Here is a 17,094-nt window from a genome sequence, read left to right as displayed (position 1 = left end):
TTTGCTTAAATATTAATAATCTGAATCATCTCTAACACCAATTTGTTCAATTTCACTTGTATCTTCAAAACCAACTACTTCTTTGTAAATAAAAAATACTGGTAAATACACAATTGAAATAGTAAATAAAAGCCCGATTCCACAACCTATAATTCCTAGCATCCCCAAAAGTCCTGCAACAAACATAGTCCCAAAAGTAATAAGCCATTTTTTATTTCCAAGCCTAAAACTAGCTTTAACAATTTCGCTTTCACTTAAGTTAGGATTGTTAGCAAAAATAATAGTAAAATATGCCAATGGTACAAATACATAAATAGCTGGTAGAATAAATAAAAATTGCGCCAATACAGAAATACCTGTATGTATTAGACCCAGCATAAGTAATTTAGAGAAGTATCCTTTTTTTAAAAAATAAAAATAATCATCTACAGCATCCTCTCCCAAAACATGTTGTCTGCATATCCTGTAAAAAGCTGCAACAAAAGCCATCGTCATAGTACTTACAATAATCGCTTGCGGTATGTTATAGATTATTGTCTCGGAATAAGATTTAAAAAAGAATTCTAAATCAAAACCATCATAAAGAAGCGTTTGATTTGATGCTAAGCCTAATAAAGAAAACAAAATGTTTGCACAAAAAGCAACAATTGCAATTAACAAAACGGTTAAAAATCCTTTAAGCCATACTTTTTTAAACAATTCAATAACGCTATCAAAAAGGTTACTAAACTCTAAATCTTTAGCATTTTCTATCTTCTTTACTAAACTTTCAAATGTATTCATTTTCAATTGATTGGTTATCTAACAAGTAATTACTTCACTAAATTAGTTACAATTATAAACAAAAAAATCTGCCCGAAAGCAGATTTTTAAAACAACATTTGTTTAGTTTAATTTAGTTTGAATGAGCTTATTAGCCCAATGTTGTTTTCCATATATTCGTATTGATACAAGGTATTACCACCAATCATTATCAAGCTATTCTCCAACGGAATTACATCTTTTGCTTGAATATCTTTTAATGTATTTACTAGTTTTAAATCTTTTGGTGTTTCTCGCTCAAACAACTTTAAACCAGCAGTACCATCACAAACGTAAAGCATGTTATTTTTAAAACCTAAGCCATAAGGGTTTTCCAATTCGTACCTTTCAGCTAACACTGGGTTTGCTTTATCACTAATATCAATAACTTCTAATACACTCTCTAACTGACCACAAATATTACCACCTCGTAAAGTTAAATATGCATAATCACCATCTACAACCACAGGATCACAACCTTCCCAATGCACAAACTCTGAAACAAATTCTGGCGAAGACGGATTAACCAAATCATAAATATACATACCATTAGTACTACCAAGGTATAGATATCCGTCGGCTTGAAACATCGTTTCTATATTCCAACCTGCATACTGCGTATTAGCAAGTACTGGTTCTTTTAAATTTTGAATATTAAAAATAGCCATCTCGTAATTACCAACGGCATACATATAATTATCTACAATCTGAAATCTTGCTAAAGAACCTCCCGTTCCTGTCGTAGACTCCGCACTAGAGTTTAAAACATCTCCTTCAAGAGCAATATCTATTTGACGATCATCAACTTTTTTACGACGCTCTGTAGTTAATGTCCATCCCACTATAATGTCTTCTTCAAAATCAAACTTCCCAAAATCTACATCATCAGCTTCAACAGGAATATCATAATCATAAACATTAAAAACATCATTCAATCGTTCAACCATAGACACATTATTAATATCCGAAATATCAAAGACCACTAAATCTGTGGCACTATCCGCATATAAAAAATTATCTTTTACAGAAATATCTTCGTTACCAGGAATTTCTATAAATTTAATTGCTTGAGGAGATTCAGGATTAGAATTATCTATAACATGTATTCCAGAATCTACATCGCCAACAAAAATATAATTGTTATACACATAAATTTTACCAGGTTCTTCAATGGTTTTTGGAACTGTAACTTCTACTGAATTTCTAAAAGCCGTTTTACTCATTAACTCTGGTGTTGCTACTTGCACAAATTCATAGTCATCATCATTATCGTCACAAGAAAAAGCAACTAAAAATACTAGGGACAAAAAAAGATATTTTATTTTCATATTTTATTTTTTTAATAGGTATAATTTAATGCTGATTGCAGACCATCAATATTAAGAATAATTTCATTTATCCCATTTTCAATTCTGATAGGTTTAAGATCGAAAGATATAGATGTTTGAAAAAAAGCGTCACACAACTCAATATTTATAAGTTGCAACTTTAAAAAACGTTGCTCTGGTGAAGATTCAGTAATTGAACCAGAATCGACTAATTTAAATTCCCAATTAGCCCCATCACAACCAGAAGCGCCTAATTCAATATTTAAGCAATCATCAATTATTTCAGCATTTACAAATTCGAAAGATGAGGATTCTAAATTTCCATACAAATCTTCATCAATAATAACTTGATAATCACATAAATTACCTGAAACATCTGGCTCATCTAAATCTTCACACAATATGTTCATTGAACAAAACATGATAGCTATTGTAAAAGACATTTTTTTAAGTAGGGTTCTCATTTGAGGTAAGTTTGTTATACAATAGATACATAAACTCAATTATGGTTGCGTGAATTGTGTGAAAATATTAAGAAAACACTACAAAATCAAACTGCCACTTTGTCATAAAATATAAATAAATTGTATCTTTGCATGCTTATTGACCGATAGAAGTATCAATCAATTTATGGAAAAAATAATAGACGAAAATAAACAAGGTGAATCTTTAGCTTTAGACCCAAAAGCAGGTAATAAACGTAAGCTTTTTATTGAAAGTTACGGTTGTGCTATGAATTTTAGCGATAGTGAAATTGTGGCTTCAATCTTAACAAATCAAGGTTTCAATACTACTCAAAAACTAGAAGAAGCAGATTTAGTTTTAGTAAACACCTGCTCCATTAGAGATAAAGCAGAACAAACCGTTCGTAAACGTCTTCAAAAATATAATGCCGTAAAACGTGACCACAACCCGAAAATGAAAGTTGGTGTATTGGGTTGTATGGCAGAACGTTTAAAAACAAAATTTCTTGAAGAAGAAAAAATTGTCGATTTAGTTGTTGGACCAGATGCCTACAAAGATTTACCAAATTTACTTGCTGAAGTTGATGAAGGTAGAGACGCTATAAACGTTATTCTTTCAAAAGAGGAAACTTATGGAGATGTTTCACCAGTAAGATTAAACACTAACGGCGTAACTGCTTTTGTATCTATTACTCGTGGTTGCGATAATATGTGCACCTTTTGTGTAGTGCCTTTTACTAGAGGGAGAGAGCGCAGTAGAGATCCGCAGAGTATCATTGAAGAAGTAAACGATTTATGGAACAAGGGCTATAAAGAAATTACATTACTTGGTCAAAACGTAGATAGTTATTTATGGTATGGTGGCGGTCTTAAAAAAGATTTTGTAAAAGCAACCGATATGCAAAAAGCAACATCAGTTAATTTTTCAAATTTATTAGAGCTATGTGCCAAAGCACAACCAAAAATGCGTATTCGTTTTTCAACATCAAACCCACAAGATTTAACTTTAGATGTTGTTGAAACTATGGCTAAATACAATAATATTTGTAATCACATCCATTTACCAGTGCAAAGTGGTAGTAATCGTATTTTAAAAGAAATGAACCGTTTGCACACACGAAAAGAGTACATGGATTTAATTGATAACATCAGAAAAATTATTCCAGATTGCTCCATAAGTCAAGATATGATTGTTGGTTTTCCAACTGAAAACGAAACCGATTTTCAAGACACCGTATCACTAATGGAATATGTAAAATACAACTTTGGATACATGTATAAATATTCTGAACGCCCAGGAACCATGGCAGGAAGAAATATGGAAGATGATGTCCCTGAAGAAACTAAAAAACGAAGACTACAAGATATTGTTGATTTACAAAGGCTTCACAGCGAAATAAAAACCAAAGAATGGCTTGATAAAACCGTAGAAGTTTTGATTGAAAAAGAATCAAAAAAATCAAATACGCAATGGTCTGGTCGCACACCACAAAGTATAGTTTGCGTATTTCCTAAAGTAAATTATAAAGTGGGAGAATTTGTAAACGTTAAAGTTAAAAATTGTACCAGTGCCACCTTAATTGGTGAAGCTGTTGGGTATTCGGATAATAATTAAAAAGCAATGTCAGAATTCAACTTTAATAACAAAACATTTTCGCTTTTAGAAAACTCTGAAAACGGAAAAGTGAATTCTGAAACAGTATTTAAATATAAGCAAGAAGGCAATTTAGTTACCGCTGATTATTATGGAGGCACTATTAAATATGGAAAAATAATTGCCAACTTAAGTAACAATACACTTAATATGTTATACCAGTGTATAACCACAGAAAATGAATTAAAAGCAGGAAAAGCTATTGCGCAAATTAGTTTAACTAACAACCATAAAATAAAGTTAACGCTAAATTGGGAATGGCTAGGAAACAAAAATGAAAGCGGAATTTCTGAATATATTGAGAATTAAAATTTGAAAAATTAAATGGAATCAGTTCAAGCTATAAAACAACGTTTTGGTATTATTGGTAATACCCCATCACTAAATCGTGCTATTGAAAAAGCGATTCAGGTTGCGCCAACTGATATTTCAGTTTTAGTAACTGGTGAAAGTGGTGTTGGTAAAGAAAGTATCCCTAAAATCATCCATCAATTATCCCATAGAAAACACAATAAATATATTGCCGTAAACTGTGGTGCTATTCCAGAAGGCACTATTGATAGTGAATTATTCGGGCACGAAAAAGGTGCTTTTACAGGCGCTACCCAAACCCGTGCAGGCTATTTTGAAGTAGCCGATGGCGGAACCATTTTTTTAGATGAAGTTGGAGAGCTTCCCCTAACCACTCAAGTACGCTTATTACGTGTTTTAGAAAACGGCGAGTTTTTAAAAGTAGGATCAAGTAAGGTACAAAAAACCAATGTGCGCATTGTAGCGGCTACAAACGTAAATATGTTTGACGCTATTCAAAAAGAAAAATTCCGTGAAGATTTATTTTACAGATTAAGCACTGTAGATATTAATTTACCTCCACTAAGGGAGCGTCAAGAAGACATTCATTTATTGTTTAGAAAATTTGCCAGCGATTTTGCATTAAAATATAAAATGCCAACTGTAAAATTAACGGATAACGCCATTCATGTTTTAGTAAAGCATCGTTGGGGTGGTAATATTCGTCAATTAAGAAATATTGCTGAACAGCTATCAGTTCTAGAACAAAATAGAACAATTAATGCCGAAACACTTCGTGGGTATCTACCAGCAACAGCTAATACAAATTTACCCGCAGTTGTAAAAACATCAAAATCCGAAAGTGATTTTAGTAGTGAAAGAGAAATTCTTTATAAGGTGCTTTTTGATATGAAAGCAGACCTTAACGACTTGAAAAAGTTAACTATGGAATTAATGAAAAATGGCAATGTAAAAGATGTTGAAAAAAACAACGAGAGTCTGATTCAGAAAATTTACGGAAACGATGATGACGAAACTTTGAACTATGAAGAACCTATTGAAAACAATGACATTATAGCAATTCCAGAGCATTCGCCTATGGAAGAAGAAACAACTCCAATTCAAGACAAATACTATTTTGCTGAAGAAATTGAAGAAGAAGAAACCTTATCATTACACGATAAAGAATTAGAATTAATTAAAAAATCACTTGAGCGTCACAACGGAAAACGTAAATTAGCAGCAGCTGAGTTAGGAATTAGCGAGCGAACGTTATACAGGAAGATTAAACAATATGATTTATAACCATCACGTTTAATTAGAGACATATTCTTAACTAAAGGAATTTAACACATATGAAAAAATACATCATTCACTTTTCACTTTTAGCTTTTAGTTTTATCCTTTTAGGCTGTGGTGCATACTCTTTCACTGGGGCTTCAATCCCTGCAGGAACAGAAACTTATCAAGTTAATCGTTTCGAAAACACAGCATTATTAATTGAACCTGGTTTAGAACGTGATTTTAAAATAGCTCTTGAAGATTTAATCCAGAATCAAACTAACTTAACGCTTGTTCCTTCAAAAGGCGATTTAGTTTATGAAGGTGAAATAACTGAATATCGAATTTCTCCAACAACCGCAACATCAGATAACAGAGCAGCGCAAAATAGGTTAACTATTAATGTAAAGCTTCGATTTTTCAACAGAAAAAAAGAGGAAGATAATTTAGAAAAAAGTTTTTCGTTTTTTTATGATTACCCAGCAAGTGGTGTATTAACAGGTTCTCAAAAAACAACAGCGCACGAAGAAATTTTCGAACGTATAACTCAAGATATTTTTAATGCTACATTAGCAAAATGGTAGAAATGCATCAAACTGATTTTACATCCATATTACAAAACCCTCAAGCCATTTCGTATGAGCAAACCGAGGGCGTAAAATCTATTATTGAAGAATTTCCATATTTTCAACCTGCTCGTGCTATTTACCTAAAAGGACTAAAAGACCAAGGAAGCATTGAATACAATCAAGAGCTCAAAACAACTGCAGCTTATACAACCGATAGAAGTATTCTATTTGATTTTATAACTTCTGAAGCTTTTATTCAAAATGAAATTTCAAAATTCATCAAAAAGAATACTGAAAATTTGAAAGGCCTTAATGTAGATATTGAAGATATTTCAGTTTTAAAAAGTGTTACAATTGATGATAAGTTAAAACAACAAATAAAAGAAACTGATGGTGTTTTAGACCCTGCTTTATTTCAACCTAAAGAAGCGCGTCCTAAGAAAATATCAAGTTTTGTTCTAGATGAATCTGAAGCTATAGAACACGTAACTTCTGAAACTAAAACTCAAGAAGCTACAGCCGAAGACATATTAAAACTTGGAGAACCACTTCAATTTGATAGAAAGGAAACACACTCTTTTAACGAATGGCTAAAACTTACTCGTTTTAAACCTATTGACAGAAAAGCTAAAGAAGAAACGCCTATTAAAGCAGAACCAATAAGCACTTCTGATAAAGAAAAAAAGTTTGAGCTTATTGATAAATTTATTTCTGAAAATCCTAAAATAGGTCCTGTAAAATCAAATACGAAAAAAGTAAATTTAGCTAAAGCACAAATGATACAACCTGAAGCTTTAATGACAGAGACTTTAGCGCGTATTTACGTAGAGCAAAAAAACTATAAAAAAGCAATTCAATCTTATAAAATTTTAAGTTTGAAATATCCAGAAAAAAGTAGTTTCTTTGCAAACCAAATTAAAGCAGTAGAGCAATTACAAGAACAAAATAATAAAGAATAATGAGTACGTTTACAATATTTTTAATCCTTATAGTAGTTGTAGCATTTTTGCTAGTAGTAGTAATCATGGTACAAAACCCTAAAGGTGGTGGATTATCTTCATCTTTCGGAGGTGGCGGAACACAACAATTAGGTGGTGTAAAAAAGACAACCGACTTTTTAGATAAAAGCACATGGACATTAGCTACATTATTGTTAGTCTTAATCCTAATATCTAATGTTGCAATTGATAGAGGTGGTGCTAGTGCAGATTCTAAAGCTTTAGACCCAGATACGCAAGTAACACAACCATTACCAGAAGCTACACCTTTACCTGCTACAAATAATACTGCTACACCAGCAGATTCAACAGGTAACTAAGCATAAAATAAATGAAACAAAAAATGTCAACTTTAACAGTTGGCATTTTTTGTTTCTGCAAGTTTGTCAGTTACCAAGTCATGGCACATTTTTAGCATAACGCTTAAGCGTTAAACATATAATTTAAAATTAAAAAACATATAAACAATGGCATTAAACATTAAACCATTAGCAGACAGAGTTCTTATTGAACCTGCTGCAGCTGAAACTAAAACAGCATCAGGAATTATTATTCCAGATAATGCTAAAGAAAAACCACAAAAAGGTACTGTTGTAGCAGCTGGACCTGGAACCAAAGACGAGCCAATAACAGTAAAAGTTGGTGATTCAGTATTATATGGAAAATACGCTGGAACTGATTTAAAACTTGAGGGTAATGATTATTTAATCATGCGTGAGAGTGATATATTGGCAATAATATAATTATCATTCCTCCACAGGTAGGAATCTTATCAAACAAAAATTAAAATACTATTAAAACAGTTTCCCTGCTTCACGGGAATAAAAAATATAACATATTATGGCAAAAGATATAAAATTTGATATTGAAGCTCGCGATGGTTTAAAGCGCGGTGTAGATGCATTAGCCAATGCAGTAAAAGTAACTTTAGGTCCTAAAGGACGTAACGTTATTATTTCTAAAAGTTTTGGTGCACCTCAAGTTACAAAAGATGGTGTTTCTGTTGCAAAAGAAATTGAGTTAGAAAACGAGCACGAAAATATGGGTGCTCAAATGGTGAAAGAAGTAGCTAGTAAGACTAATGACTTAGCTGGTGATGGTACTACTACCGCTACCGTTTTAGCACAAGCTATCGTAAAAGAAGGTTTGAAAAATGTTGCTTCAGGAGCGAATCCAATGGATTTAAAACGTGGTATAGACAAAGCTGTTGAAGCTATTACTGCTGATCTTGAAAAGCAATCTAAACAGGTAGGTAATTCTTCTGAAAAAATAAAACAGGTTGCCGCTATTTCAGCAAACAATGATGATACGATTGGTGAGTTAATTGCTCAAGCTTTTACTAAAGTTGGTAAAGAAGGTGTGATTACTGTTGAAGAAGCAAAAGGTATGGAAACTTATGTTGATGTTGTAGAAGGTATGCAATTTGACAGAGGATATTTATCACCTTACTTTGTAACTGATGCTGACAAAATGATTGCCGATTTAGAAAATCCATACATTTTATTATTTGACAAGAAGATTTCTAACTTACAAGAAATTCTTCCAATATTAGAACCGGTTGCGCAATCTGGTCGCCCTTTATTAATTATCGCAGAAGATGTAGACGGACAAGCTTTAGCTACTTTAGTAGTTAACAAATTACGTGGCGGACTTAAAATTGCTGCTGTTAAAGCTCCTGGATTTGGAGATAGACGTAAAGCAATGCTTGAGGACATAGCTATTTTAACAGGTGGAACTGTAATTTCTGAAGAAAGAGGATTCACTCTTGAAAATGCCGATTTAAGCATGTTAGGAACTGCTGAAACTGTAACTGTTGATAAAGACAATACTACAATTGTTAATGGAGCAGGAAAAGCTTCTGATATTAAAGCAAGAGTAAACCAGATTAAATCTCAAATTGAAACGACGACTTCAGATTACGATAAAGAAAAGCTTCAAGAACGTTTAGCTAAATTAGCTGGTGGTGTTGCTGTACTATACGTAGGTGCTGCTAGTGAAGTTGAAATGAAAGAAAAGAAAGACCGTGTTGACGATGCTTTACATGCAACAAGAGCTGCTGTAGAAGAAGGTATTGTTGCTGGTGGTGGTGTTGCTTTAGTTAGAGCAAAATCTGTTTTAGCTAAATTAGAAACTACAAATTTAGACGAAACAACTGGTGTACAAATCGTAAACAAAGCTATTGAAGCACCTTTAAGAACTATTGTTGAAAATGCTGGTGGCGAAGGTTCAGTTGTTATAAATAAAGTTTTAGAAGGCAAAAAAGATTTTGGCTACAATGCTAAATCTGAAGAATATGTTGATATGCTTAAAGCTGGTATTATCGATCCTAAAAAAGTAACACGTATTGCATTAGAAAATGCGGCGTCTGTTGCTGGAATGATTCTTACTACAGAGTGTGCTTTAATAGACATTAAAGAAGCAGATGCTGGTCATGCTCATCCTCCAATGGGTGGTGGTATGCCAGGTATGATGTAATGATAAATCACATCATAGATAAATTATTAAAACGCTTCAATTAATTTTGGAGCGTTTTTTTATTCAATTAAACCAAACGGCATAGCGCTTTCTTCTTAATTCCAATGCTAAGAGTTTTTCTATTTTTAGAGCTTCTTGCCTTGAATTTACAGGATCGATATGATTATACAAACTGGGCCTTAAATAAGAACCATACTTTTCTACTATACTGGAGGAAATTTTATATCCTTTCTTATTTCTATGACCTGTTTTATGCTGAATGAATCGTTCTTTAGGCGTCTTACTCGTCATACCAACATAAAGACATTCTAAAACGCCATTAAATTGAGGATTAGCTGCTCTAAACTTTGCATTTTCAGTAAATACACGTTTCGATAATTCAATAACATAAATTTGATATTGCACTTTACGCATCATTTAAACCAAGTTATCTCTCTAAAAAAAGACTTTCATTAAAAATAGTTTTATACTATTCGTACCAATATATTACTTCTAAATTAATTAAAATCTTTCGCAAAGACAAAAAGCTATATATTAATGTATTATTTTATCTTATTTTTACATTCTACAAAAACAATTCAAATTGATATCTCAATCATCCATAGATCAAGTATTTGACACCGCCCGAGTAGAGGAGGTCATTGGTGATTTTGTTCAGTTAAAAAAAGCTGGAAGTAATTTTAAAGGTTTAAGCCCTTTTAGTGACGAACGTTCTCCAAGTTTTATGGTATCACCAGTTAAACAAATTTGGAAAGATTTTTCTACAGGAAAAGGTGGTACAGCTGTATCCTTTTTAATGGAACATGAACATTTTACATATCCTGAAGCTATAAAATACTTAGCCAAAAAATACAATATTGAAATAGAAGAAACAGAGCAATCTAATGAGCAAAAAGAAAAAGCAAACGAACGTGAAAGCTTATATCTAGTTAGTGAATTTGCAAACACCTATTTTCAAAAAGTGCTTCATAAAACAGATCAAGGAAAATCAATAGGCTTAAGTTATTTTAAAGAACGAGGTTTTACTGAAGAGACTATTAAAAAATTCGATTTAGGATATTCTTTAAATGAATGGCAAGCCTTTACAGATGAAGCTCTAAAACAAGGCTATAACATTGATTATTTAGCAAAAACAGGACTAACCATTGTAAAAGAAGACAAACGTTTTGATAGGTTTAAAGGACGGGTTATGTTCCCTATTAAAAGTATGAGTGGGCGTGTTTTAGGTTTTGGCGGACGTATTCTTATCACTGATAAAAAAGCAGCTAAATATGTAAACTCCCCAGAGAGTGATATTTACCATAAAAGCAAAGTTTTGTATGGTATTTATCATGCAAAACAAAGCATAGCAAAAGAAGACAATTGTTACTTAGTTGAAGGATATACAGATGTTATTCAGTTTCATCAAACAGGAATAAAAAATGTTGTGTCTTCGTCAGGAACAGCATTAACTTCAGAGCAAATAAGGTTAATTAACAGACTTACAAAAAATATAACAGTACTTTTTGATGGTGATGCTGCTGGAATGAGAGCCTCTCTTAGAGGTATTGATTTGATTTTAGAACAGGGAATGAATGTTAAGGTATGTACATTTCCAGAAGGAGAAGACCCTGATAGTTTTGCAAAGCAAAACACTTTAGAAGAACTTGCTAAATATTTAGAAGAAAATGCTAAAGACTTTATCCAATTTAAAGCTTCTGTTTTGTTTGAAGAATCTAAAAATGATCCTATAAAAAAAGCGGATACTGTAAGAGATATTGTAAACAGTATCTCTAAAATCCCAGACCGTATTAAAAAAGAGATATATATCCAAGAATGTGCAAGAATTATGGATATAAGTGAGGAAGTCCTTTTTAGTACTTTGGCACAAATCAATAAAAAAGAATCTCAAGAGGAGAATAAGAAATTTAAAACTGAACAGAAAGCTTTTGAGGTTATTAAGCACCAACAACCTGTTGAAAAAGTTGATATTCAATATGTTTTAGAACGAAAAATAATAGAGATATTATTGCTTTACGGGAACAAAATTGAAAATTTTGAAGATTTAGTTTTAAAAGAAAATGATAAAAGCGAATTGGTTTTAGAACCTGTTATTCATGAAGCTAAAGTATTTGAAAAGGTGTTTTTAGACTTGCAAGATGACGAGATGCAATTTACAAATGAAAGGTTTAAAGCGCTTTATTACACTATAATAGATAAATTAAATCAAGACCAAGAGTTTGAATTAAAAACTTTTGTGAATTCTGTTGACCAAGATATGGCCAATGAAATTACAACTATTTTAATGGAAGATGAACGTTATTCACTTGATGATTGGAATCGAATGAATATTTTTCCAAAAGAAAAAAAACATACTATAGCACAATTGGTGAGTGAAACAATACTAAGTCTAAGGTGTTTTTTAATTGACCAAAAGGTAAAAGAATTCCAGCAGGAAACACTCCAAAATAAAATAGACTCGAATAGAAATATACTTGAAGAAGTAAAAGACTATTCGGGTCTAAAAATGTTGTTGTCTAGAAAATTAAACAGAGTTCTTTAAAAACTCTATACTTGTTGGCTAAGTTTAGCCTGATTAACTAAATCAACTAAATTAGTCACTTTAAGTTTTCTCATTAGTCTCGCCTTATACGTACTAACTGTTTTTTCGTTTATATCTAATTCCTTAGAAATTTCTTTATTTTTTCTACCAATGGTAAGAAGCTTTAATACTTCAGCTTCTCGGGTAGAAAGCTTTTTGTAAAATGTACCGCCTTTATTAACTCTTGTTCCAAAAGCAAGTTGTTGTGTTAAATCATTACTTAAATGAATACCACCATCGTGCACTTTCAAGATGGCTTCATTAATAGTAATAACGTTAACAGATTTGTTTAAGTAGCCTTGAGCACCAGCTTTAATGGCATTTATGGCATAAACTTCTTCTGGTTGAGCACTAAAAATAATAGTTTTAATGTCCGGATGGTCATTTTTTAAATGACGTAATACTGTTAATCCATTTAATTTAGGAAAATCAGTTTCCGTTAAAATAATGTCTACAGGATTTTTCTTTACAAAATCCAAGATGGCTTCGCCATCGTCTACACTACCAACAATTTTTATGTCGGAAGATGCTGAAAATAGAACTTCTAGTCCTTTTCTCGCAATAGGGTGATTGTCTGCTATTAATAATTTTATCATAATGAGAAGCTTTTTTTAATAACTATTTGAGAGATAGTTAGGTTGAGAGATTAAGCTTGCTGTAAATGTAAGACTTTTTTAAATAATCTGCAATAGTTACATCAATTCACTAGGAATTTCGCAAATTGGAATAGGAATCATCTTATGTTTGTTATTATTATTATAACGTTTGTAAATTTTAAATACATCTTGTTCCCTTCCAGAAAAGTCATTAATTGTCTTTCCTTCATCATCCATTTTCATAGCCCATTCTAATTCAGGATAAGAGGCCCCAATTTGATCTTCATCACTCCTAGCATCACCAAATAAACCATCACTAGGTGCTGCTTTCATAATAGATTCAGGCACTTCTAAAAACTCGCCAATCTTGTATACTTCAGACTTCATTAAATCTGCAATTGGGCTTAAATCCACACCTCCATCTCCATATTTTGTATAAAAACCAACTCCAAAATCTTCTACTTTATTTCCTGTTCCTGCAACTAATAATCCATATAGTCCAGCATAGTAATATAGTGTTGTCATTCTCAATCTGGCACGCGTATTAGCTAAAGCCATATCTATTGTGGCTTGTTCACCGTCCATAAACACTTCCGTTTTAAACTCTTCAAAAACGGGTGTTAAATCGGCTCTTGTATCATCAACATTTTCAAAACGTTCTTTCAATTGTGCTATGTGCTCATGTGCTCTACTAACATGACTTGCTGCTTGATGTATAGGCATCTCTACACATAAAACTCCAAGTCCAGTTTTTGCACATAGAGTTGATGTAACTGCTGAATCTATTCCGCCAGAGACTCCTACAACAAATCCATTTACACCAGCATTTGTAGCATAATCTTTTAACCAATTTACAATATGATTGACAACTTTTTCTGTTTGCATTTTAAATGAATTTATATGTAATAGTAGTACCTTTGCAAACAAAAATAACCTATACACTCAATTTATAAAAATTTATGTCGTTTAAGTTTTCAATGAAGTATATACTATTGTTTTTATTTATTGCAACAATTGTTATTTCTTGTAAAAAAGAAAAAGCTTTAGAACAAGAGATAGCAAACATAAATACTGATGTAAAAATTGAACGTTTTGATAAGTTATTTGCCAAAATTACACCAGAAAAACTCTCAGACTTAAAAAAGGCATATCCATTTATGTTTTCTGAGAAATATGATGATTCATTTTGGTTAGCAAAAAAAGAAGACACTTTACAGATTGAACTTTTTAATGAAGTCAATAAAACTTTTTCAAACTTTGAGAACATTGAATCTGAAATTGAATCATTATTCAATCATTTAAAATACATCTATCCAGAATTTAACCCCCCAAGGATTATTACCACAACAAGTGATGTTGATTTTAGAAACAGAATAATAGTAACTGATACTATCTCATTAATAGCATTAGATTCTTATTTAGGAAGTAATCATGAGTTCTATGGAGGGATTGCTAATTTTTTAAAAGCTAATTTAAATAAAGAACAAATTGTAGTTGACCTAGCTAATGCTTATGCTGAAAAATACACTTACCATCCAAACCGTAAAACATTACTTGACGAAATGATTTATTTTGGAAAACTATTATATTTTAAAGATGTAATGATTCCCTTTAAAACTGAAGCAGAACGAATAGGTTTCACTGAAGCAAAATTTGATTGGGCTAAAGCAAACGAAAGTCAAATTTGGCGGTTTTTTATAAGTAAAGAATTACTATTTAGCACAGATTCTAAATTACCAAGTAGATTTATAAACCCTGCTCCTTTTTCTAAATTTTATTTAGAAGAAATTGATGCTGATTCTCCTGGGCGAATTGGACAATATATAGGTTGGCAAATTGTACGCGCTTATATGAAACAGAACGATGTAACTTTAAAAGATATGCTTATAAAAAGCACTGAAGATATTTTTAACAATTCAAAGTTTAAACCACGAAAATAGAAATGGCAGACACTAAAACTTCAAAAATAGAGCTCAATATAGAATTGGATGAAAATCGCATTCCAGAAAAACTACATTGGACAGCGCAAGATGGAGGCATTACAAATGAAGAAGCAAAAGCTATGATGTTGGCGGTATGGGATTCTAAAACACAAGAAGCTTTACGTATAGATTTATGGACTAAAGATATGCCGGTGGATGAAATGAAAGTATTTTTTCATCAAACTTTAGTGGCCATGAGTGATACATTTTACAGAGCAACTCAAGATGATAAAATGAGTGCAACTATGAAAGATTTTTGCGATTATTTTGCAGAGAAATTAGAGTTAAAAAAATAATACCAACTCTTGTTTTAAAATCGATATCCTAAACCAATTTTAAGAATATTGACATTAGAGTTGTATTTATTTTTTGGGACACCTTTATCAAGATTAATTTTTATAAAATCATATTGAAATTGGGTAAATAATTTTTCTGAAACATCAAGTGCTATACCTAAATTTAAGTTAAATCCATTTACGTTTTCACTTGTATTAATTTGTGTGTTAAAATTGTCAAAATTTCTAGCTTTAGCGCTTATAAAGCTATATCCAAATCCTACAGAGGGATGAAACTTTGTTAATGATTTTATACTAAACTCTGCAAATAGTCTAGGTTGCAAAATAGTCATATTGACATCAAATGGTTGAATTCTATCATCTTTATTATTTTTTAACAACCCAGCATTTATAGAAACACCAAGGTTTATTGGTTTCACTTTAGAGAAATGATATTTTAATCCTAAATCTATAAAACCTTTAAAGCTTCTTCCAATAAAATTATCATCAATAGGAATTGGGTAATTAACTTCTAGATTTAATCTTGAGTCTTGAGTGAACACGTTAGCACTATAAAATAATATTAGTACAATTATAATGCTTTGTTTAAAAGAAGTCATGAGACTATAATCTTAAAAATTCATAGATAATCCAACACCGCTAGTATTAGCTATAATTTTAAATTCAGGTTTAAAGTTATTGTAGGAAGTTCCGCTTAAAGAAGCATTATACATTTCCACGGCTTGGTTTATTTTTTTGTTAGAACTAGATGATATTGGAATTGCAACAACCACTAGTCCTGCACCTATTCCTGCTAATGTCCAGTTGGCATCACCACCACCTATTGAGGTTCCAATAGGCCATCCAATTAAAGCACCTCCAGCAAATCCTAGAACTCCAGACAAACTGCGGTTTGTCCTTCCTTTTTTCAGTATTTCAAGAGCTTTTGTATTATTTTCCATAATAGATACTAAATCACCTATAGAAATGAGCTCATTATTTTGTGTGTATTTATAACCACCAAATACTTTTTCAGTATTGATTTTTTGAGCATTAACGACACAAGTTGTAGTAATTACAATAATTAAGGTTAAGATTTTGGTTTTCATATTTATCAAATTTGGATTATACTTCTTAAGCGTTCTTAAACAAAGATAAAAATAACTCTATTTAGATTTACCCATGTTAATTTCTTTCTCTAAATGGTCTAAATACAAAATACCATTTAAATGGTCTATTTCATGCTGAAATATTACTGCTGTAAATCGTTCAACACGTTCAGATTTATGTTCTCCATCCATAGTATCATATTCAATAAGAATCTCTTTAGAACGACTATTCAACATATCACTTCTATCAGGAATAGACAAACAACCTTCTCTAACCGATTGTAAATCTTGAGAATACTTTGTGATTTTTGGATTTAAATACACTTCAAAAGGGAAGTTCTCTTTATCAAAGCGTTGTACCCAAATAATGTTCTTCAAAACACCTACTTGTGGTGCTGCAATACCAACACCTAAAGACATGCTGTCTCTTACAGTAGTATATAAACGCTTCACAAAATTTTGCAAAATAGGATCTTTTGGATTAGGTTTTATATAACTGCTTTTTGTTCTTAACAATAAGGAATCCTTTTTGTTATTAATCTTATAAACACGCATAGGCATCAGGCTATCTGCATTCATAATCAGTTTAGTTTCTTCAATAGAAAAAGATTCTTTAGAAATATTTTTAGAACTAGAACATCCAAAAACTAAAACCAATCCAAAAACTAAAATTAATTGTTTCCCCATATG

Annotated in this window: 20 protein-coding genes; 11 read left to right on the top strand and 9 right to left on the bottom strand. The window is 31.6% G+C overall.

Annotated elements, in window-relative coordinates:
• Positions 1-12: 12 nt before the first annotated feature.
• The 3 genes from DIS18_RS07615 to DIS18_RS07605 all read right to left on the bottom strand — a co-directional run bounded on the left by DIS18_RS07615 (position 13) and on the right by DIS18_RS07605 (position 2,593).
• The gene (locus tag DIS18_RS07615) at positions 13-783 is read right to left on the bottom strand and encodes a hypothetical protein (RefSeq protein WP_109352395.1); all 771 of its coding nucleotides are present in this window, start codon (positions 781-783) and stop codon (positions 13-15) included.
• A gap of 107 nt (positions 784-890) precedes the next feature.
• On the bottom strand, positions 891-2,108 hold the full coding sequence (locus tag DIS18_RS07610; RefSeq protein ID WP_245925607.1) for an LVIVD repeat-containing protein: 1,218 nt from the start codon (positions 2,106-2,108) through the stop codon (positions 891-893).
• Between the two features lie 32 nt (positions 2,109-2,140).
• Positions 2,141-2,593, bottom strand: coding sequence for a hypothetical protein (locus tag DIS18_RS07605; protein WP_146191809.1), 453 nt, complete (start codon positions 2,591-2,593; stop codon positions 2,141-2,143).
• Between the two features lie 166 nt (positions 2,594-2,759).
• Here DIS18_RS07605 and miaB point away from each other — a divergent pair, with 166 nt between their 5' ends.
• The 8 genes from miaB to groL all read left to right on the top strand — a co-directional run bounded on the left by miaB (position 2,760) and on the right by groL (position 9,861).
• Positions 2,760-4,208, top strand: coding sequence for a tRNA (N6-isopentenyl adenosine(37)-C2)-methylthiotransferase MiaB (gene miaB, locus DIS18_RS07600; protein ID WP_109352392.1), 1,449 nt, complete (start codon positions 2,760-2,762; stop codon positions 4,206-4,208).
• Positions 4,209-4,214: 6 nt separating this feature from the next.
• Positions 4,215-4,556 (top strand): avidin-fold protein, encoded by a 342-nt coding sequence (locus DIS18_RS07595; RefSeq protein WP_109352391.1) that lies wholly within the window; start codon positions 4,215-4,217, stop codon positions 4,554-4,556.
• 15 nt (positions 4,557-4,571) lie between these two features.
• Complete coding sequence (locus DIS18_RS07590) at positions 4,572-5,843, top strand: sigma-54 interaction domain-containing protein (RefSeq protein WP_109352390.1); 1,272 nt, start codon at positions 4,572-4,574, stop codon at positions 5,841-5,843.
• 50 nt (positions 5,844-5,893) lie between these two features.
• Positions 5,894-6,403, top strand: coding sequence for an LPS assembly lipoprotein LptE (gene lptE, locus DIS18_RS07585; protein ID WP_109352389.1), 510 nt, complete (start codon positions 5,894-5,896; stop codon positions 6,401-6,403).
• 2 nt (positions 6,404-6,405) lie between these two features.
• Entirely contained in the window at positions 6,406-7,347 is a 942-nt protein-coding gene (locus DIS18_RS07580; RefSeq protein ID WP_109352622.1) for a hypothetical protein, read from the top strand.
• The gene (gene secG, locus DIS18_RS07575; protein ID WP_109352388.1) at positions 7,347-7,706 is read left to right on the top strand and encodes a preprotein translocase subunit SecG; all 360 of its coding nucleotides are present in this window, start codon (positions 7,347-7,349) and stop codon (positions 7,704-7,706) included. Before DIS18_RS07580 ends, secG begins: the two co-directional genes overlap by 1 nt.
• A gap of 147 nt (positions 7,707-7,853) precedes the next feature.
• Complete coding sequence (locus DIS18_RS07570; protein WP_109352387.1) at positions 7,854-8,129, top strand: co-chaperone GroES; 276 nt, start codon at positions 7,854-7,856, stop codon at positions 8,127-8,129.
• Positions 8,130-8,226: 97 nt separating this feature from the next.
• Positions 8,227-9,861: a chaperonin GroEL gene (gene groL, locus DIS18_RS07565; RefSeq protein ID WP_109352386.1), complete on the top strand. Its 1,635-nt coding sequence runs from the start codon at positions 8,227-8,229 to the stop codon at positions 9,859-9,861.
• A gap of 63 nt (positions 9,862-9,924) precedes the next feature.
• On the opposite strand, the gene DIS18_RS07560 is transcribed toward groL, so the two are convergent.
• Positions 9,925-10,275, bottom strand: a complete 351-nt coding sequence (locus DIS18_RS07560) for a ribose-5-phosphate isomerase (protein WP_109352621.1) — start codon at positions 10,273-10,275, stop codon at positions 9,925-9,927.
• Between the two features lie 169 nt (positions 10,276-10,444).
• Between DIS18_RS07560 and dnaG the strand changes: the two genes are divergently transcribed.
• Positions 10,445-12,403, top strand: coding sequence for a DNA primase (gene dnaG / locus DIS18_RS07555; protein ID WP_109352385.1), 1,959 nt, complete (start codon positions 10,445-10,447; stop codon positions 12,401-12,403).
• 5 nt (positions 12,404-12,408) lie between these two features.
• On the opposite strand, the gene DIS18_RS07550 is transcribed toward dnaG, so the two are convergent.
• Complete coding sequence (locus tag DIS18_RS07550; RefSeq protein ID WP_109352384.1) at positions 12,409-13,038, bottom strand: response regulator; 630 nt, start codon at positions 13,036-13,038, stop codon at positions 12,409-12,411.
• A 96-nt stretch (positions 13,039-13,134) separates the two neighbouring features.
• The gene (gene nadE, locus DIS18_RS07545) at positions 13,135-13,923 is read right to left on the bottom strand and encodes an NAD(+) synthase (protein WP_109352383.1); all 789 of its coding nucleotides are present in this window, start codon (positions 13,921-13,923) and stop codon (positions 13,135-13,137) included.
• 92 nt (positions 13,924-14,015) lie between these two features.
• Between nadE and gldB the strand changes: the two genes are divergently transcribed.
• Together gldB and gldC are read left to right on the top strand one after the other, a co-directional pair.
• Complete coding sequence (gldB, locus tag DIS18_RS07540) at positions 14,016-14,978, top strand: gliding motility lipoprotein GldB (protein ID WP_109352382.1); 963 nt, start codon at positions 14,016-14,018, stop codon at positions 14,976-14,978.
• A 2-nt stretch (positions 14,979-14,980) separates the two neighbouring features.
• Positions 14,981-15,316 (top strand): gliding motility protein GldC, encoded by a 336-nt coding sequence (gene gldC / locus DIS18_RS07535; protein ID WP_109352381.1) that lies wholly within the window; start codon positions 14,981-14,983, stop codon positions 15,314-15,316.
• A 14-nt stretch (positions 15,317-15,330) separates the two neighbouring features.
• On the opposite strand, the gene DIS18_RS07530 is transcribed toward gldC, so the two are convergent.
• From DIS18_RS07530 to def, 3 genes are read right to left on the bottom strand one after another with little or no spacing between them, the layout of a single operon-like run.
• A complete protein-coding gene (locus DIS18_RS07530) occupies positions 15,331-15,915 on the bottom strand; it encodes an outer membrane protein (protein WP_109352380.1) in 585 nt (194 codons plus the stop codon).
• A 12-nt stretch (positions 15,916-15,927) separates the two neighbouring features.
• Complete coding sequence (locus DIS18_RS07525; RefSeq protein WP_109352379.1) at positions 15,928-16,404, bottom strand: hypothetical protein; 477 nt, start codon at positions 16,402-16,404, stop codon at positions 15,928-15,930.
• A gap of 57 nt (positions 16,405-16,461) precedes the next feature.
• Complete coding sequence (gene def, locus DIS18_RS07520; RefSeq protein WP_109352378.1) at positions 16,462-17,091, bottom strand: peptide deformylase; 630 nt, start codon at positions 17,089-17,091, stop codon at positions 16,462-16,464.
• Positions 17,092-17,094 lie beyond the last annotated feature (3 nt).

The organism is Algibacter marinivivus, from assembly GCF_003143755.1.
In the GTDB taxonomy this organism is placed as follows: Bacteria; Bacteroidota; Bacteroidia; order Flavobacteriales; family Flavobacteriaceae; genus Algibacter_B; species Algibacter_B marinivivus.
The sequence above is the reverse complement of the archived record's forward strand: the minus strand, read 5'-3'. Positions and strand labels throughout refer to the sequence as shown.